Origin of the sequence: Rhodococcus sp. 27YEA6 (assembly GCF_044908235.1) — a bacterium.
Taxonomy (GTDB): domain Bacteria; phylum Actinomycetota; class Actinomycetes; order Mycobacteriales; family Mycobacteriaceae; genus Rhodococcus_F; species Rhodococcus_F qingshengii.
The window spans coordinates 41,006-56,417 of record NZ_JBIYCY010000018.1; the positions used below are offsets into that span (position 1 = coordinate 41,006).

Here is a 15,412-nt window from a genome sequence, read left to right on the forward strand (position 1 = left end):
GTGTTACACCTCGATTACGTCCGCATTCGCGGTCGCAACTCCAGACGAAGATTCTCGGGCCGAACCGTCAGCAGCTCCTCGACCGACAGTTCGTAACCCGGCGTGGGAATGATGTCGAAACGAGTCACGATCTGCGACAGCGCCAACACAGCCTCATGCAGCGCGAACTGTCGGCCGATGCATGCTCGGGCGCCCACCCCGAACGGTTTGTACGCGTGCGCTGGACGCGCCCGCACAGCCTCGGGAAGGAAGCGATCGGGATCGAACCGGTCCGCGTCGTCCCCCCACAGTTTCGGATCGCGGTGCAGTGCGAGCAGGACTACGAGGATGGTGCCGCCCTTGCCGATCGGGTAGCCCGAGAGCGAGGTGTCCTGTCGAGCTTTACGGAAGAACGCGGGACCAGATGGCCATAGACGCAGAGTCTCATCGAGGACACGTCTGGTGTAGCGCAGCTTCGCGACCTGCTCGAAGCGGATAGGCCCATCCCCGGCTTCTAGGACCGATTCGACTTCGGTCCTGACCTTTTCAGCCATCTCTGGATTGATCGAGAGGTAGTGCAGCGCAAACGACAGAAGCCCCGCAGTCGTTTCATGACCCGCGATGAGGAACGTCAGAACTTGATTGCGGATGCTCTGATCCGACATCAACTCTCCAGTATCAGGGTCCGGATTTTCGAGCATTCGTTGCAGCAGATCATCTTGAGGCGGTGAGTCCCCGCGGCGACGAGCTGCAATCACTTCGTCGACGGTGCGCTTCATGAGTGCGATGTCCTTGGGATTTTGGCGCATAGCCTTCCATCCGAGGATTTCGCGGACGACCGGAATGTCATTGGCTGTCTGGGACACATACGACAGGGCACGTGTCATTGACTCGACGAATGGATGACGACCTGCTGCGAATGAGTCGAAGCTGAACCCGAACCCTGTGCGCCCGATGACCTCGAGGGTCAAGCGGTTCATATCGGATGAGACATCCACGGATCCTTGGCCGTTCTGGGACGTCCAGTAGTCACACAGCTGGTCGACGCATTCGGCCATTGTGTCGTGATAGCTGCGCATCGAAGACTGGCTGAACGCCGGCATCAACACGTTGTGTGCCTGCGCCCAAGCAGGTTCGCTGTTGAAGGCCGTGAACAATCCATCGCCGGCCAGTTCTCGGAGGTTACTGACAGGTGGCACGACCGCCTTGGCGAATCGAGCTTCGTCGAATACCTCGCCCGCTGCATCCCCTCCCCCGACCACTACAACCTTGCGGCCAAGGATGCTGATCTCGAAAACATCTCCCAGCTCGCGCACAAAACGCGCCTCCCGCTGAACCGGCCGCTGAGGGTCCAGTCGCAACACGTCTCCGAGCAACGGAAGCCGCCAGCCGGGATGAGGCATTTGTTGCACAGCCCCGGTACGGGTCTCCTCGCCGGCCAAACGGGCACTCCCTTTTGAAGTCATGCTTGTGAGTGTGCCTGACGGTTACACCGACTGCGGCGACCGAAGAAGGATCATGTCCTGCGTCTGTCGTCGACGAACCCTGTTCGAGTACGGAAGAAGCAGCTGGCAAACGTAGGTTGTAGGTGATCACCCCTACTGAGCTCGATCGTTCCACCAGCGGCAGATCATGTGAAAAGAATACGAAGGGAACTCGTTATGGGGCAGCCGAGTAAAGGCGATCTTGGGTTGCGTTTCGCGCGCATCGTTGCCCGACGGCGTCTCCAACTCAACCTGACCCTTGATCAGCTACATGCCGCGGGAGGCCCATCCGATGTGACTACTGGCAAGATCGAGCGAGCACAGATCGAGCAACCGAGCGCCAACACATTCAAGAAGTTAGATGCCGGATTGCAATGGATCGCAGGGTCCGCAGCTCGGGTATTCACCGGCCAAGACCCCGTTCTTTGCGAAGAGATCTCTAACGATCAAACGCGAGGGCACGGGACGGATGCGGTCACAGTGCCGATCAGCGTCGTCAACGCACTGTCGAAAATCGCATTCAGCTACGCCAGAATCGCGGAAGCATGTCCCGATACCGATTCAAACGCGGCTCTACGCACCGTCAACAGCGAATTAAGCCAGGTCGTGGACAGAATCTCCCGCAGATGGCTTATCACCCAAATTGAGCAAAGAATGTCACACCGCCCGCCGCTGCCATTGGAACCAATGGTCGAAATCCTCCTGCACAACTACCTCGATGCAGTCAGCGAACCAACTACCTCGGAGGACTCCCAGGAGCTGAGATACTTGGAGTCACTCTCTGGACGGGTCGGTTGACGTCCACGTGCCCCCGATAAAACGCCGGCCACTCACCCCCTGTCAGACGCTCCCCCAGATACACGAGCGTTTGCGGACAGGCGCAAAAACGATCGTGATCGACCACCACAGCGACGAACCCCTCCAACTCACCGACGCCGAGCTGCCCGACGGCATCACCATCCGCATTGTCGGGGTCTCCCGCGTCATCATCACCCGACTGACACCCGAAACCAAGCGCAGCGCCCAGATCGTCGCGACGGACGCCGCACGAGCCCAAATCTTCGGGAACACGACGCTCTTCGCATATGGAAATGCCCATACCGACGCATTTGACGCCACCCGCGTCCGCGCCACCAACCGAGCCACAAGCAGCCTCGTCGATGACTCCTACGGTGAAGTCGGCGAGGACACCACTACTTTTGCCTACGACAACGCCACCGTGCACTCCTACGACCAAGCGGCCGTGCACGCAACAGACCGAGTCTCGCTGGTTCACCACAGCTCGACGCCGGCCGAGGTGGAGCACGGCGTGACAGTCTTCGGACCGGCGCGACGCAACATTCGCTTGCGGTCGAAGGACACGCGAGTCGAATGAGCGGCCATGTTCGCCTCGACGTCACCAGAGGTGGGTGTGTGTAGTGCGAACTTTGCCGCCTGGACGCAAAGCCATCCACCATGGATAGCGGATTTCCAGAAGGTCATCCACCATGGATGGCGCCACCGTGAACCAGTCCAGCGGAGCAGACAACGAGGACTCCAACCGGCACTCAATGGTCGCCCGACAACCCCTCCCCTTGAGCATTACAACGCTCTGAACTGGCTTTTTGCACATTTTGTCAACCGTATTGCTGGTAATCCAGTTAAACGGCAATACGGCAAACTGTATTTACTGTTAGCCGGTAAGCTGTGAAACCGTATAGACAGGTATCCGGTTAAACGGTATGCTGCACATACAGGTAAGCGGGAAAACTGCAAACCTGCTAGCTGTCAAAATGGCTAAATGTCTACCCGGCTAGGCGGCAACCTGTGAACCTGTATTACAGGTTGCTGTTTTTACAGCTTTCCGGCTAGCTGGAAACTGTAAAACCGGCAAGCCAGGAACTGTAAAACCGGCAAGCTGTAAACGAGCGAAAGGGCGCTTCTCGATGATCATCAGCCTGGTCAACACCAAAGGCGGGACGGCCAAGACGACGAGCGCGATCTACCTTGCGCTCGCCTTCCACAACCGGGGGAGGAAGGTTGTCGTCCTCGACCTGGACAAGCAGGGTTCAGCGACTGACTGGGCTGACCGCGCCACCGAAGCTGGAGATCCGCTCCCATTTCCGGTGCACGTCGTGAACATGAAACGGCTGGGGAAGTACGCCACCGACGGCGACGAACAGGTGGTCATCATCGACACCCCGCCTGGTGACGGGCAGGTCATCGACGCTGCGATCGGGGCGTCCAACTTCGTCATAATGCCCACCGCAGCTACAGGGCTCGACACCGCCCGAGTCTGGGAGACATTGCCTTCGGTTCAGGGGCGCCTGCCATACGGAATCCTCATCACGTCCGCACGGCTCGGAACGAACCTGCTCGAAGACGCTAAAGCCGCATTCGACAGCAACGACGCCGCCCGATTCGACACCGTCATCCCCATGCGCGAGCGCATCCGGTCAACATTCGGCACTACCCCCAAGCACGACGAAGGGTATTCCGACGTCGTCGACGAAATCACAGAGGCGCTGACAGCATGAGCATCCCCAAGGCAAAGACGACACCAACCCTCGGACCTCGCAAGTCCGCCCCACCGATCGCAACACCATCGGTGACTTCCAGCTTCGTCGAGCCGGACGCAGACCGCACGAAACTCACCGTCCAAATCGATGCTGAACTGCACAGACGCTTCAAAGCGGCCGTTGCAGGAAGCGGCAAGAAAATGCGCGACGTCGTCGAGGAAATGATCGAACAGTGGACCGACGCCAACAGCAGCCACTCATAACCTCGTGACCTTGCCGCGCAAGCAAAGGGAGCCCCGCCGGTTGCACCCGACGAGGCTCCAGACCGGGAAACCACACGAAGGAAAGAACCCAGTCATGACCGACTTTAGCCTCCGGGCAGCCCGTGTTCAGCTAGGTGCATTGCTCGCCGCACTCGGACTCGCGATCGTCATTGCGCTCGGTATCACCACCGGCGCTTTCGTGCTGTCCTTCGCCGTGCAACGAGACCTCGCCAGACAAGCGCTGATCCCCGAACACCTGACCTGGATCTTCCCGGCGATCGTCGACAGCGCAATCCTCGGCGCCACAATCGCCATCGTCATCATCAGCAAGCTCAACATGAACAAACGCGACAGAGGCTTCTACATCGCCCTCGCCGTCAGCGTCGTCGTGATCAGCATCCTCGGAAACGCGTACCACGCCTATCACGCGGCAGTCGCCGCACGGGAGTTCATCGACGGTGGGGGAGACCTCGGGTTCAACCCCCTCGCGCCCGCCATCGCCGCAGCAATCGCGATCATTCCGCCGGCACTGGTCTTGGCATTCACGCACGGAATCACCGTGCTGGTCAAGGCAGTCGGCATGGCGTATGCCGCCTACCGCGAGATCGTCGAAACCGGAACCGCTACAGATGACGCAATGGACACTGCCTTCGACCTGACCGCTGATCGGGACCCGATGCAACCTGACCTCCGCGACAGCGTCACGCGCAATATCGCCGAGCAACTGGAAAAGGAACACGCCACAGACGCCACCGTGGATGCCTCACACACCAACCATCCAGCCGCTGTTGCGGACTTTGCACAACCATCCTCCGGCCGCAAAACGATCGCCGACAGCAGTATCGACGACCTCATAGCGTTCATCGACCAGTCGGACCTCACCGAGACCGTCAAAGACACCGCGATCCGCAAACTCGAAAACCCCAGCTTCACATGGGAGAGGATTGCGCAGGATTCACAGCCGCCGGTCGTTGTGTCCACCGCATGGCGCAGATACGAGAAGTTCGATAGCGCAGCCCGCGCAGCAGGATTCGACAGCCCTCCGCTGCCGGATCTACGCGCCGCCGAGAACGCCGTCGACTGGTCCGAGGACGAAACCGAGACTTCCAACGGTGGCCCTATGGATCTGGAGACAGCGAACTCCACCGTTCTCGAGCATTCACGCAGGCAGTGGCAGGGTCTCGCAGCCACCATGCGTGCACGTCAGCTCACCACACGATCAACCGATGAAGTGGCCGACATGCTGCGCATGCGGTTCGACGACAAGAAAGCCCTGCGGGCGATCGGAGAACACTTCAACGTCACGCACTCGACCGTCAGCAACATCGTCCAGAAGGCCGAAGCCGTCATGAACGACGCACCGGCCGACCATGACTGGACCGATGCACTCATTCCGACGTACGCCTGACCCATCCAAAAAGGTGACCCTGACAGTGCTCCAACACCGCCAGGGTCGATGACCACAGACAGGACCTGTGACCATGAACGATCCTATCGACCGCACGCCTGACCTCCACCAGGAACCAACAGGACGGCCTCTGACACAGCGGCGAGCGAAGGCCACCCGCGAGGGAATCCTCGAAGCAGCCGCCATCCAGTTCAGCCGAACCGGATACGCAGGCACCAGCATCAGCGACATCCAGCGCATCGCCAACAGCACCAAAGGCGCGATGTACTTCCATTTCGCGAGCAAGGAAGCCATCGCCCATCAATTGCTCTACCGCTGGTCCGAGGCAGTAGCTGAAACCATCGCCAAAGCCGAAGCAACCGGCCAACCCGCCGACCGGCAGATCCTGATCGTCTACCGAGAACTGGCCCGCAGGGTCGAAACCGAAGCAATCACCCGCGCCGGCCTCGTTCTCAGTCTCGATTCGACGATCACCGGCGCCTACATCACCTACGAAGACTGGACCGAGTCCCTCACGCCGCTGGTGATCGACGCAATCCGCTCAGGGGCACTCGACTGCGCCGAAAGCCTGTCCCGTCTCGCAGAGAGTCTGTGCGCCGGTTTCATCGGCGCCGTTCAGGTCGCAGCCTGCCTCGACGAACCGCACACCATCCGTCGTCGCGTCGATGATCTACTCCTGATGTGGTGCGGTACCGACCCGGTCACCGTCCGCAAGATCGAAGGAGCGACGCTGTGAACACTCCAACCACTCCCCAACAGGCCCGGCCTGCCTCGTACACCGAATACCTGCACCGGCAGTTGTTCTCCGATTTTCAAGAGCCGCCCGTGGCCCTGACCGAGCACCGTCCCCGCCGTTAGATGCCTCCACACGTGCGCCGTCCAGCGAATCCCGTTGACGGCGCACGTGTTAGGTAGCCAGCGATACCCTGCTCGCACTGCGCGCCGAGAGTGAAGAAGACGATGACCATGCCTGAGACAGACACCGCACGTACCTGGGTCCTCGAACGGACCCGATACCCCCAACGATCCGCCCGCACCACCGCCGTCCTGGACTGGAGCGCGGTCAGTCCGTCGACGCAATCCGCCGTCGCAGCGCTCTCGACCACCATCGTCGACCCGAACGAACTCCTCGCCACGCCGAGCTGGTGGCGCGCCCTCACCGGAAAACCCCGCGGCTACGCCCAACTGACCACCGAGCAACGCGAGGAGCTCAGGCAGGCGTACTCGGCGTTGCATTGGCCGCTACTCGAAGTAGGGACGGAGACCCGGCTCGTCGTGATCGCGGAAAATCTTGTCGCACGCATCATCTCCGACCCAGCCTGGGCGCACCCCCTGCTCGACGGACACCGCTCCGTTCTCGGTTTCACCATCGAGCTGCACATGATCGCGGCCGCGGCACACGAACTCCTGCGCCTGCGGTCCACGACACCGACGCTGCCGGCAGACGACGGCACCGACCAACTCGCCAAAGCGAGGGCAGAGTGGGACCGCCGTCACGTCGTCGCCGCACTCGTCGAAGACGCACTCGTGGACCGGGTCGCCGCGCTACGCGCCTACGAACAAGCCCTCACCCCGATCGGGGTCGCCCTGAACAATCTGCAGTCAGTGACCGAGCTGGCAGCCGGAGCCGCGGACGTGGACCGGATCTTCGGGCAGATCATCGGATCCGACTACGCCGCCGGCCACACCAATGCCATGCGAGAGGACATCGACGACGTCCGCGCCGGTCTCGACGCCCAGGTCGCCTACCTCGACAGTCTCATCGGCCCACACCGCAACGCCTGAAGACACGACACAGCGAACAGCGCACAAACGATCTGCCGCGACACCACTGCGTGATGCCTTGCCCTCCAAGGGATTCTGGTTGCGTCAGTCAGTGGTCGGGAGGTGGCTCAGGTGAGGATCGAAGGGTTCTCTCACGTGCGAGGTACTGGTAGACCGCAGGTTGAGAAAGAGAAAAGCGTTTCATCAATTCGGGGACGGACGATTCATGCCGCTCGTACAGGTCGAACATCTTTGCTTGCTGCTCCGGAGTGAGTTTCGGCTTACGTCCCTTGAACGCACCCGAGGCTTTCCGCTGGGCAACGCTCTCGTGCAGCCGCAACCGCAGTAGACCGGACTCGAACTGCGCGAACGTTGTCGACAGCATCGAGAACACCGTCTCGCCGATCGGGTCCTTCGGGTCGTGCACGACACCGTCGAACATCAACAACACGTCACGTCGCGACAAATCAGACGTGATATCCGAAAGATCCGGCACCGAACGCGCCAACCGGTCGAGCGAGGTGACCACCAACGTGTCACGCGCAGACACCGCGCCGAGTGCCGCTGCAAGTGCCGGCCGCGGCCGATCAATACCGCTCAGACCATGGTCGACATGAATCTGACCTGGTTCGACTCCGAGTTTCAGGAGTTGGTCACGCTCGACCTGCTCATCGTCACCAGACGATGCGCACCGTGCGTAACCAATCAACATCACACCATCGTATTCTACGAAGAACCCCAATCAAGTGTAGACGTCGACAGTGGCGGGCATCCGCTACATTGAACGCGGTTTTACCAGGACGTAGGCGATCGCCGCAGCATCGTGAAAGGAGCTGACGATGTCCGTAGTCCCACGCAAAGTCATCCGCAAGAAGCTCCTGCACACCGCCGTCCTCGACAAAATCGAACGCGAACACCTCAACCTCGACACCGATCAGGCCCACCACAGCCTGCACCGACTGCGCCAGCACGTCACCGGCGCCTCACTGACCCGATGCCTCGACCAGTGGGAACACATCGTGCGCAACAACGACATCGACGCCGTCCGCGAGATCGACGCCTCCGACACCGAGACTGCCCGCGAAATGCGCAACCTCTCACCCCTGTCGGTTCTCCTCAGCGAACCGGAACGACTGCACGTGATCGACGACCTTCGCACCTGCGAGTCGACGAACGGCTGCTGATGCGGCGCACACCTGATCCGGCTACCGCCCGCATGATCGAAGGAACAGCACTATGACCAGCCCCATCGAATCGCCGAACACACCGGAAGACACCACCGCGCGAACCCGCCCCCGGATCGGCCGTGCCCCCGGCAGCAAGAACGCGGCGCCCCAGGCTCGCGCAGTGCGAACACGGGACGCGATCATCGCCGTTGCGGCCCGTCACTTCGACACCGACGGGTACGGCCACACCAGTATGAACACCATCACCCGCACTGGAAAATTCGCCAAAGGCGCGATGTACTACCACTTTCCATCCAAAGACGCGATCGGCAACCAACTCCTCTCGGACTGGAAGCGCACCGTCGACGAAACCGTCACTGACGCAACGGCCGGTTCGGGCAGTACAGCAGCAGAGAAACTGACAGCGATCTTTACCTCCCTCGCACGACAGATCACCGAGGACATCAACCTGCGTGCCGGCATGAAGCTCACTCTCGAGCCATCCATCGACGACGTCGACGGCTTTGCGCACTGGGTGGACGCCATCAGCGAGCTCGTCGACACCGCCATCAGCACGGGCGAAATCCTCGACAGTTCCACCACACATCGACTCGCCTGGAACTTGTGCGCCGGCACCGTCGGAGCGGCCCACGCCGCAGCCTTCTTGGGCGAAGACATCGACCTCGTCACCCGTATCGGCGACACCGTCGCAGCCCATATCAAGTCCGTGAGCGCATGAGATGATCGACGCCATCAGGACCACCAGCTAGCTCGGCGGCACATCCATATCGTCGCGAAACAGACAGGACAGGAGACGAAATGCCGTTCTTCGACAGATGGTCCAGGCGTGAGGACGAGGAACTGCTCGCCTTGGCTATCAAGAACACCCCGTACAACCGTGAACTCGGGCGATTCGACCCGGACGCCGCCGAACACATCGCCCCGCTGTGGATCGCAATCCGAGAGACCCCGCGGTGGCGCAATGCCGGTCTCACGCTCGAGAACGCCGTCGAGAAGCTGACCGGGTCCATGTTGGGGGAGCGCTACAACGAGGCGGGCGAGAAGATCCTCTCCCGCTCAACGCGGCGCAGTTTCAAGCGTATCGCCGCCGACGCGCGCAAAGACGGACACCACGAGGGCGCAGCACAACTCGAGAAGCTGGCCGAAGCAGGCGTCATCCCGAGGGAAGAAACCGTCTAGCCCCACTCTTGTCGGTGCAGTATGTGAGACTGCAAGGCTCGAAACGATCGGGCGAAAGAAATCACTCACGAGGAGCCCGACATGCCTATATCCACAGTCGCCGCAACAGTCCTGCTCTTTCTCGGAGCCGGAGCGTTGGCCCTACGCCAAGTCCTACTTGCAAAATTTCTGTGGGTTCTGGCCGCAGTGGCCGTGATCGCTTTCGCAGTCAACGGAATCCAGGCACGAAACATCATCGCGATCTGCGCGGCCGTCGTGATCCTTGGCGCAATCGCCGTCATCCTGTTCGTGATACCGAACAAGATCGAACGATCCTGACTTTGCGGGTGAGGCGCCCGACCTCGATCAGGTCGGGCACCCCCTCACACTGGGAGAACACTCATCTATCGAGCAACACGCATTCGGTTGTAGTCACCAGAACACCCAGACGAGACCGACCGCAGCAATCGAACCACCCACCAACAGAACATTGCCTGCCCTCCCCGCTCCTTCGCTCCTCTCGACGACAACACTGAACGCCGCAACAGCGACACCGACAACGAACAAAAGAACCGCATACCAATTCATGCCGCGAATGAAAGCAGAAACCGCCTCGCCATCACAACGGGGTGTGTGCACTGCAGAACCCGCAGTTCAGGCAACACGCCGCAGGTCCGCGGCGCGCACTCTGTCACTGCTCCGCAGTACGGTCGGCATCGTGCTCATACCTCTCTCCGACGCCGTAGATCGCTTCAAGCGTGAGTCAGGCGCACCGAGCAACTCCTACGACTGGTACCGGAAAGATGCCACCCGCGACGGAACAGTCTTGCTCGGCGATCACCGCGTCGCCGCGGTCAAACAAGGCCGGCGGTGGATGGTCGATGAGGCCGATCTGGAGGATGCGCTGATCAAGCACAGTGAGCGTCGAGCCCACGTCAACCGGATGACAGCTGACTACGAATCGCGGGTCCTCCACCCAGATACCGTCACCATCAACGGTGGTGGGTACTCGGTGAAAGGCGACTTCCACTTGCTCTGGAACGATATGGCCATTGCTCAGCATCGAAGTGGCGGCTTCTGGCGCTGCAACACGTGCTGGACCGACGCTGCAGCCGAGCGCAACCGCGAGGAGTGCCACCGCTGCCGAGACTGGACACCGTGTGGCGAGGACTGCACACTCAGCCGGATCTACTGCCCTACCTGCGGTGCGTCCCAGTCGATATAGCGTCAGTCGCTCGACGAGCAGGACAAACGCTCACTCCGCACTTGGGTGCAGCGGGCGGCGCGTAGGTCGCGGTCGCCGTCAGGATCTAGGCATCTTTCTTGCGAGCAAAATGCTTGCGCCACTTGATGATGGCGTCGGCGGCGATGGAGATGTATCCGATCACGATGACAACGAGGACTGCCCAGTTCCATACCGAGGGATTTTCGACAGCCTTGTCCACGCGATCCGATAGAAGAAGTATGGGCAGCAAAATCGTGGCGATCGTTGCTGCCCACCGCTGAACGACCTCACTGTCGAGTACCTGCAGGATTCTCGCCATCCCACCCCCTGTGATCTCCGACAGCATCGACGAGTGCTGAGCGATTACGCATGAGCGTACGGGGCGCTATCGGTGGCCCCACGCAGCACGGACTTGATCCCTGACCTGGTCCCTCGACCCAGCCGGCGTCCGCAGCGCGCGAGAGTTGTCAATGGTCAGGGCCATGCCGCAATCCTGCCATCGGACAACAACTTCGCCAGGCGCGCTCTAAGGATCGAGCCAAATGGCTTCGGGTCAGGTCCGCTCGCGGCGCGCGATCTCATCGGATGTACCCACGACAGTGCCCAGAATCAGTTTGGTTCCTCAGAGGCTCGCAGCGACGGAGGTGTCGGTGGGCGCGGATATAGTCGGCGGCGTGTCTGTGCAAATTGGTGTCCACGTGGAAATCTCCGGGTTGCGCGACGACCGGGAGCAGGTTGGCATGACGATGCTGCTGACCAAGGTCATGCGGGAACATCGAATGGATGACGAAGTATTCGTCAGCATGCGGGGCAAGGGGGCGGACCTGTCCGTGCACGCCGATTCCGGCGATCACAAGCTGATCTTCAGCGGGTTCTACCGCTGGGCGCCCGACTTCGAGAAAATGCTGACGGCGCGGGCTACCCAGCTGGTGTCGCACGCGCAGGTGCACTACGGCTGGGAGTACGAAGATGAGTTCTGATTTGCGTTTCTCCGGACCGTGGGACGACCGTCTGCCGGATCCGGTGCCTGTCATCCACCGCAATCTCGACGTGAGTGTGGGCGGCCTAGAGCTGACGACACTGACCCGTGAGCACCTCGAGTACTGGGTGCGTTGCATCGAACTGCAGCGGGGTAACACCTTCATGGTCGTGGCCCGAGCTGACGAACCCGGTCACATCCAGACCTATCGCAACAGCGCCACCGACTTCTACCTCGAATGGTCCGACGCGCCGCCGCCAGCTCCGAGCAGGCAGGCTGTCGTCAACGACGAAGCACAGATCGTGGCCCTGCTGTGGGCCTGGCTCGAAGGCGATTGCACCGAGCTTGACGCACTGGATTGGGAGTCGGTCGACCGCAACTGACAAGCCACGTGATCGTGCAGAGTCATTGAAGTACGGATGTGGGAAGGCGGATTAGGACCGAATGCGTCTCTGAGGTACCGACGGCAGTGCCTCAGAATCGATGTTTTCCGACAAGGCTTTCCACCGTTCGTGTGCGGTTTGCCGGGTCACCCCAGCTGCCCTGCCGATGTCTGCCCAGGATGCGCCGCCAGCGCGAGCGGCGGCAACGGCACGGTCGAGTCTCTCCTGGCTCATACGGTGGTCCTCGGCTGATTGCCGGATCGCCGCCAAAGTTTCCTCGGGGCGAATGTGCTCGAGCCATTCGGCGCGGCAAACGTCCGAGACTTCCTGTGGCGCAGGCCCGCCTTCCGTGTCGAATACCTGCCAACGCTCGAGTGCGGCAGAGGGATCGGTGACGCGCTCGAACATCAGGGGCGCTTTCCATCCACAGGTGCACTGCGTCCGCCAACCCAGCGTTTCAGAATCGGCTACGCATGTTCCGTCTTTCAGTACCATCCCCTCGGTGACGTAGGAAACCGCTTCGCGGCCGCTCGTGACAATCGTTGCGGCGTAACCTTCATGCCCGTCGTAATCCCAGGACATCGCTGCCCTCCTGTCAGCCGATCAATGAGCGTCAGGGTTTCCTGACACTCAGTCAGCCTGTCAGGAAACCCTGACAGCGGCAAGGGGTCGGCCCGCAGCGGCCGTCGCTGAGTTGGCGTGTCCGGCAATCGATCGTTTCTCGGACACGAAACAGACGACGGCGATCAGACGAAGCGACCAGCCAGGGGAGTGTTGCAAAAACCTGTCCCATTGCTTTTGTCCCGAAACATCGCCTGTCGGTGAGTTCTGCAACACTGTGCCCTTGTGAGCGACTTTTTGGGCTACTCCAGGGTTTCAACCACCGACCAGAACCCGGAATTACAGCAGGACGCGTTGAAAGCGGCCGGTTGTTTTCGCATATGGACCGACAAAGCATCAGGAGCGAAGACGGATCGCCCCGAGCTGGCCGCCGTTATGGACGCACTGCGCCCCGGCGACACACTCGTCGTGTGGCGCCTCGATCGCCTCGGCCGCTCGCTCCCTCACCTGATCGAAACAGTTACCGAACTCGAAGCGCGAGGGGTGGCGTTCAAATCGCTGACAGAAGAGATCAATACGACCACGCCGGGCGGCAAGCTGATCTTCCATATCTTCGGCGCCCTAGCAGAATTCGAGCGCAACCTCATCCGTGAACGAACGATGGCTGGGTTGTCGGCGGCGCGTGATCGCGGCAGAGTCGGTGGCCGGCCATCCTCGCTGACGCCCGCGAAGAAACGACAGGCGACCAAGATGAAGGGCGATGGCGTATCCATGACCGAAATCGCGGAAGTGTTGAACGTCGCCCGCAGCACCTTGTACCGAAATCTGTAGAAGCAAAAGCGAATTCGCTACGTCATTGGAAATGTTGCGTCGAGAAGCGGCAAGGTGAATGCGGGAAGCGGTTGGGAGGAGGGTGCTGGCGGGAGTTGAAGCCACGCACCTGGGGCGCCGACACGGTTGTTGTCACGCAGTAGGAGTCGGCCGCGTTGCAGGCCAGCCGTTTTCGAGTTCACGCTGACTTTGATCGGTCCGATCCCCAGCGGTTGATTGTTGAGCAGGAACACAGTCAGATGCTGCTCTTCGAGGCGACGTTCTCGGGCGCGATCGAGTTTGTCCTGGATGACGGGGTCGGTGGTTGACGTTTCGTACGCAGCGGATCCGTCGTAGCGAGCGCAGGCGAGCACGGAGTGCCATTGGGCTACATTCCCCGACTCCACGAGTCCGATGATGCTGGGAGTGGTCCAGCCGATGAAGTGACCCGATTGTGTGGGGCACATGTAGACATTCGCGTAGTCGAGGTCATCGGCGCCCAGTTCATCGTCGATGGGCACTGCAGCGGCGAGTGTCGGGATCATGGATCGACGGGCGTCGCGCAGCGTTTGGTGTGACCACAGCAAGCCGGTCGAGCAGACCGCGTCGGGTCTGGGAAGCAGGCCGCGGCGCTGGTAGCTGTCGATTGCGCCACGGGAGAGGCCGTAAAAATCGCGGAGGTCGGACCGGAGTAAATACCTGGGCAGGGAAGAAGTTGTCATGCAGTAACCGTGCCCGATGAAATCGCATATGTCAACAGGTGCACATATGCGTGCGATCGCTAATGCGTGTCGATCAACTGCACCCGCTGCCGGCGTCGCCGCCGCTCGACGAGCAATCAGAAGTGCTTGTTGCTCCGCCGCCATCTGCGGTGAAACCGAAGAACGCGCTGCTTGCGTGGCCGCTTGTGCGGTTGTTCGGGGTTCTACCTGCAGATAGGTGGTCGTCGTAATCGTCGAACCGATGCAGCGGCTGATCGAATCGCCCGTCATCGGTTTGGCGTTGGTGGCGGATAGATGCGGGTAACGCGAAGACCGCAATTCCGACGAGCAGGACTAACGCGATGAGCGTGATAGCTGCTGAAGTAGCCATGATCAGCTCTCGTCAGCGCCTGCGCCGTAGCCGGTGGCAGCCACGATCGAAAAGACATCGAGCTTGGTGAGATTCAGCTCCGCTCCGATCTCAGTCGCAACAGCCTCCACCTGCAGAGGGTGCGGCGTCGGGCGCTGCGCTGCGAGTTCGAGGAATTCGGCGACGATGTCCCGGCGCGGCGTGGTGTAGATGTCCTCGAGGAAGGCGAGCTGCGCACTGTTCTCCCTGGTGGGAGCTTTCCTGTCGACCTCGCGAGCGAACGCAAGGTGGTGGAAGAATTTGCGGGCAGTTTCGATGCTTTCTCGGCTGGCCACGACACCCACTCGGGGGTCTCGCGACGGCGTTCGGTGTCCGTCGCAGCAGATCTGGCCGGCGCTGACGGCGAGGGAGAGGTTTCGCGCTCCGTACCAGGCCACGAGCAGTCGTGCGCGCTCCGGATCGAAGTCCTCGAGTGCTCCGTGCCAGGCGGCGAGCAGTCGGGCGCTGCGCTCCGGAACGAATCCCTGGCGGGCGTAATCCGGTTCCAGTGAAGCCACTGCGGCACTCGGGCTTGGACGGGCCGCTACGGCAGTGTCACCTTGAGTTCGGACGCGTCGAGAGGTGAACAGGGGGAATCGCATC

24 protein-coding genes are annotated in these 15,412 nt (G+C 61.0%); 16 read left to right on the forward strand and 8 right to left on the reverse strand.

The window, feature by feature from the left end; all coding sequences use genetic code 11:
* Positions 1 to 14: 14 nt before the first annotated feature.
* Positions 15 to 1,382, reverse strand: a complete 1,368-nt coding sequence (locus tag ABH939_RS28920; protein WP_404650582.1) for a cytochrome P450 — start codon at positions 1,380 to 1,382, stop codon at positions 15 to 17.
* Positions 1,383 to 1,640: 258 nt separating this feature from the next.
* On the opposite strand from ABH939_RS28920, the gene ABH939_RS28925 reads away from it, so the two are divergent.
* The 8 genes from ABH939_RS28925 (at position 1,641) to ABH939_RS28960 (ending at position 7,417) form a co-directional block, all read left to right on the forward strand.
* On the forward strand, positions 1,641 to 2,261 hold the full coding sequence (locus tag ABH939_RS28925) for a hypothetical protein (protein WP_404650524.1): 621 nt from the start codon (positions 1,641 to 1,643) through the stop codon (positions 2,259 to 2,261).
* A 94-nt stretch (positions 2,262 to 2,355) separates the two neighbouring features.
* Complete coding sequence (locus ABH939_RS28930; RefSeq protein WP_404650525.1) at positions 2,356 to 2,838, forward strand: hypothetical protein; 483 nt, start codon at positions 2,356 to 2,358, stop codon at positions 2,836 to 2,838.
* Positions 2,839 to 3,388: 550 nt separating this feature from the next.
* On the forward strand, positions 3,389 to 3,979 hold the full coding sequence (locus ABH939_RS28935) for an AAA family ATPase (RefSeq protein ID WP_404650526.1): 591 nt from the start codon (positions 3,389 to 3,391) through the stop codon (positions 3,977 to 3,979).
* Positions 3,976 to 4,224: a plasmid partition protein ParG gene (locus tag ABH939_RS28940; protein ID WP_404650527.1), complete on the forward strand. Its 249-nt coding sequence runs from the start codon at positions 3,976 to 3,978 to the stop codon at positions 4,222 to 4,224. Before ABH939_RS28935 ends, ABH939_RS28940 begins: the two co-directional genes overlap by 4 nt.
* 94 nt (positions 4,225 to 4,318) lie before the next feature.
* Positions 4,319 to 5,632 (forward strand): DUF2637 domain-containing protein, encoded by a 1,314-nt coding sequence (locus ABH939_RS28945; protein ID WP_404650528.1) that lies wholly within the window; start codon positions 4,319 to 4,321, stop codon positions 5,630 to 5,632.
* Positions 5,633 to 5,705: 73 nt separating this feature from the next.
* The gene (locus ABH939_RS28950) at positions 5,706 to 6,368 is read left to right on the forward strand and encodes a TetR family transcriptional regulator (RefSeq protein WP_404650529.1); all 663 of its coding nucleotides are present in this window, start codon (positions 5,706 to 5,708) and stop codon (positions 6,366 to 6,368) included.
* Entirely contained in the window at positions 6,365 to 6,490 is a 126-nt protein-coding gene (locus ABH939_RS28955) for a hypothetical protein (protein WP_404650530.1), read from the forward strand. The genes ABH939_RS28950 and ABH939_RS28955 overlap by 4 nt, the downstream gene beginning before the upstream one ends.
* Positions 6,491 to 6,598: 108 nt before the next feature.
* Positions 6,599 to 7,417, forward strand: coding sequence for a hypothetical protein (locus ABH939_RS28960; RefSeq protein WP_404650531.1), 819 nt, complete (start codon positions 6,599 to 6,601; stop codon positions 7,415 to 7,417).
* An 88-nt stretch (positions 7,418 to 7,505) separates the two neighbouring features.
* On the opposite strand, the gene ABH939_RS28965 is transcribed toward ABH939_RS28960, so the two are convergent.
* Positions 7,506 to 8,108, reverse strand: coding sequence for a recombinase family protein (locus ABH939_RS28965; RefSeq protein ID WP_404650532.1), 603 nt, complete (start codon positions 8,106 to 8,108; stop codon positions 7,506 to 7,508).
* 127 nt (positions 8,109 to 8,235) lie between these two features.
* On the opposite strand from ABH939_RS28965, the gene ABH939_RS28970 reads away from it, so the two are divergent.
* The 4 genes from ABH939_RS28970 to ABH939_RS28985 all read left to right on the forward strand — a co-directional run bounded on the left by ABH939_RS28970 (position 8,236) and on the right by ABH939_RS28985 (position 10,080).
* Positions 8,236 to 8,580, forward strand: coding sequence for a hypothetical protein (locus ABH939_RS28970; protein ID WP_404650533.1), 345 nt, complete (start codon positions 8,236 to 8,238; stop codon positions 8,578 to 8,580).
* Positions 8,581 to 8,632: 52 nt separating this feature from the next.
* On the forward strand, positions 8,633 to 9,301 hold the full coding sequence (locus tag ABH939_RS28975; protein WP_404650534.1) for a TetR family transcriptional regulator: 669 nt from the start codon (positions 8,633 to 8,635) through the stop codon (positions 9,299 to 9,301).
* Positions 9,302 to 9,381: 80 nt separating this feature from the next.
* The gene (locus tag ABH939_RS28980) at positions 9,382 to 9,762 is read left to right on the forward strand and encodes a hypothetical protein (RefSeq protein ID WP_404650535.1); all 381 of its coding nucleotides are present in this window, start codon (positions 9,382 to 9,384) and stop codon (positions 9,760 to 9,762) included.
* Positions 9,763 to 9,843: 81 nt separating this feature from the next.
* Positions 9,844 to 10,080 carry a hypothetical protein gene (locus ABH939_RS28985; RefSeq protein WP_404650536.1) on the forward strand — a complete coding sequence of 79 codons (237 nt, stop codon included), beginning with the start codon at positions 9,844 to 9,846 and terminating at the stop codon, positions 10,078 to 10,080.
* 93 nt (positions 10,081 to 10,173) lie between these two features.
* On the opposite strand, the gene ABH939_RS28990 is transcribed toward ABH939_RS28985, so the two are convergent.
* Complete coding sequence (locus ABH939_RS28990) at positions 10,174 to 10,329, reverse strand: hypothetical protein (RefSeq protein WP_404650538.1); 156 nt, start codon at positions 10,327 to 10,329, stop codon at positions 10,174 to 10,176.
* Positions 10,330 to 10,459: 130 nt separating this feature from the next.
* On the opposite strand from ABH939_RS28990, the gene ABH939_RS28995 reads away from it, so the two are divergent.
* Positions 10,460 to 10,966, forward strand: coding sequence for a hypothetical protein (locus ABH939_RS28995; RefSeq protein WP_404650539.1), 507 nt, complete (start codon positions 10,460 to 10,462; stop codon positions 10,964 to 10,966).
* Between the two features lie 85 nt (positions 10,967 to 11,051).
* On the opposite strand, the gene ABH939_RS29000 is transcribed toward ABH939_RS28995, so the two are convergent.
* Positions 11,052 to 11,285, reverse strand: coding sequence for a hypothetical protein (locus ABH939_RS29000; RefSeq protein WP_404650540.1), 234 nt, complete (start codon positions 11,283 to 11,285; stop codon positions 11,052 to 11,054).
* Between the two features lie 355 nt (positions 11,286 to 11,640).
* On the opposite strand from ABH939_RS29000, the gene ABH939_RS29005 reads away from it, so the two are divergent.
* Together ABH939_RS29005 and ABH939_RS29010 are read left to right on the forward strand one after the other, a co-directional pair.
* Positions 11,641 to 11,946 (forward strand): hypothetical protein, encoded by a 306-nt coding sequence (locus ABH939_RS29005; protein ID WP_144440173.1) that lies wholly within the window; start codon positions 11,641 to 11,643, stop codon positions 11,944 to 11,946.
* Positions 11,936 to 12,328, forward strand: a complete 393-nt coding sequence (locus tag ABH939_RS29010; RefSeq protein ID WP_404650541.1) for a hypothetical protein — start codon at positions 11,936 to 11,938, stop codon at positions 12,326 to 12,328. The genes ABH939_RS29005 and ABH939_RS29010 overlap by 11 nt, the downstream gene beginning before the upstream one ends.
* A 51-nt stretch (positions 12,329 to 12,379) precedes the next feature.
* On the opposite strand, the gene ABH939_RS29015 is transcribed toward ABH939_RS29010, so the two are convergent.
* The gene (locus ABH939_RS29015; protein ID WP_404650542.1) at positions 12,380 to 12,910 is read right to left on the reverse strand and encodes an AsnC family protein; all 531 of its coding nucleotides are present in this window, start codon (positions 12,908 to 12,910) and stop codon (positions 12,380 to 12,382) included.
* Positions 12,911 to 13,174: 264 nt separating this feature from the next.
* Between ABH939_RS29015 and ABH939_RS29020 the strand changes: the two genes are divergently transcribed.
* Positions 13,175 to 13,720, forward strand: a complete 546-nt coding sequence (locus tag ABH939_RS29020; protein WP_404650543.1) for a recombinase family protein — start codon at positions 13,175 to 13,177, stop codon at positions 13,718 to 13,720.
* 17 nt (positions 13,721 to 13,737) lie between these two features.
* Here ABH939_RS29020 and ABH939_RS29025 read toward each other — a convergent pair whose 3' ends face one another.
* From ABH939_RS29025 to ABH939_RS29035, 3 genes are all read right to left on the reverse strand, one after another.
* A complete protein-coding gene (locus ABH939_RS29025; protein ID WP_404650544.1) occupies positions 13,738 to 14,421 on the reverse strand; it encodes a hypothetical protein in 684 nt (227 codons plus the stop codon).
* Between the two features lie 73 nt (positions 14,422 to 14,494).
* A complete protein-coding gene (locus ABH939_RS29030) occupies positions 14,495 to 14,791 on the reverse strand; it encodes a hypothetical protein (protein ID WP_404650545.1) in 297 nt (98 codons plus the stop codon).
* Positions 14,792 to 14,793: 2 nt separating this feature from the next.
* On the reverse strand, positions 14,794 to 15,411 hold the full coding sequence (locus ABH939_RS29035) for a hypothetical protein (RefSeq protein ID WP_404650546.1): 618 nt from the start codon (positions 15,409 to 15,411) through the stop codon (positions 14,794 to 14,796).
* Between the last annotated feature and the right edge of the window lies 1 nt (position 15,412).

Excerpts from the sequence above, each read along its gene's own strand:
- ABH939_RS28920 (WP_404650582.1), bottom strand. The coding sequence starts at position 1,382 with ATGCCTCATCCCGGCTGGCGGCTTCCGTTGCTCGGAGACGTGTTGCGA.
- ABH939_RS28925 (WP_404650524.1), top strand. The coding sequence starts at position 1,641 with ATGGGGCAGCCGAGTAAAGGCGATCTTGGGTTGCGTTTCGCGCGCATC.
- ABH939_RS28935 (WP_404650526.1), top strand. The coding sequence starts at position 3,389 with ATGATCATCAGCCTGGTCAACACCAAAGGCGGGACGGCCAAGACGACG.
- ABH939_RS28940 (WP_404650527.1), top strand. The coding sequence starts at position 3,976 with ATGAGCATCCCCAAGGCAAAGACGACACCAACCCTCGGACCTCGCAAG.
- ABH939_RS28945 (WP_404650528.1), top strand. The coding sequence starts at position 4,319 with ATGACCGACTTTAGCCTCCGGGCAGCCCGTGTTCAGCTAGGTGCATTG.
- ABH939_RS28950 (WP_404650529.1), top strand. The coding sequence starts at position 5,706 with ATGAACGATCCTATCGACCGCACGCCTGACCTCCACCAGGAACCAACA.
- ABH939_RS28960 (WP_404650531.1), top strand. The coding sequence starts at position 6,599 with ATGCCTGAGACAGACACCGCACGTACCTGGGTCCTCGAACGGACCCGA.
- ABH939_RS28965 (WP_404650532.1), bottom strand. The coding sequence starts at position 8,108 with ATGTTGATTGGTTACGCACGGTGCGCATCGTCTGGTGACGATGAGCAG.
- ABH939_RS28970 (WP_404650533.1), top strand. The coding sequence starts at position 8,236 with ATGTCCGTAGTCCCACGCAAAGTCATCCGCAAGAAGCTCCTGCACACC.
- ABH939_RS28975 (WP_404650534.1), top strand. The coding sequence starts at position 8,633 with ATGACCAGCCCCATCGAATCGCCGAACACACCGGAAGACACCACCGCG.
- ABH939_RS28980 (WP_404650535.1), top strand. The coding sequence starts at position 9,382 with ATGCCGTTCTTCGACAGATGGTCCAGGCGTGAGGACGAGGAACTGCTC.
- ABH939_RS28985 (WP_404650536.1), top strand. The coding sequence starts at position 9,844 with ATGCCTATATCCACAGTCGCCGCAACAGTCCTGCTCTTTCTCGGAGCC.
- ABH939_RS28990 (WP_404650538.1), bottom strand. The coding sequence starts at position 10,329 with ATGAATTGGTATGCGGTTCTTTTGTTCGTTGTCGGTGTCGCTGTTGCG.
- ABH939_RS29000 (WP_404650540.1), bottom strand. The coding sequence starts at position 11,285 with ATGGCGAGAATCCTGCAGGTACTCGACAGTGAGGTCGTTCAGCGGTGG.
- ABH939_RS29010 (WP_404650541.1), top strand. The coding sequence starts at position 11,936 with ATGAGTTCTGATTTGCGTTTCTCCGGACCGTGGGACGACCGTCTGCCG.
- ABH939_RS29015 (WP_404650542.1), bottom strand. The coding sequence starts at position 12,910 with ATGTCCTGGGATTACGACGGGCATGAAGGTTACGCCGCAACGATTGTC.
- ABH939_RS29025 (WP_404650544.1), bottom strand. The coding sequence starts at position 14,421 with ATGACAACTTCTTCCCTGCCCAGGTATTTACTCCGGTCCGACCTCCGC.
- ABH939_RS29030 (WP_404650545.1), bottom strand. The coding sequence starts at position 14,791 with ATGGCTACTTCAGCAGCTATCACGCTCATCGCGTTAGTCCTGCTCGTC.
- ABH939_RS29035 (WP_404650546.1), bottom strand. The coding sequence starts at position 15,411 with ATGCGATTCCCCCTGTTCACCTCTCGACGCGTCCGAACTCAAGGTGAC.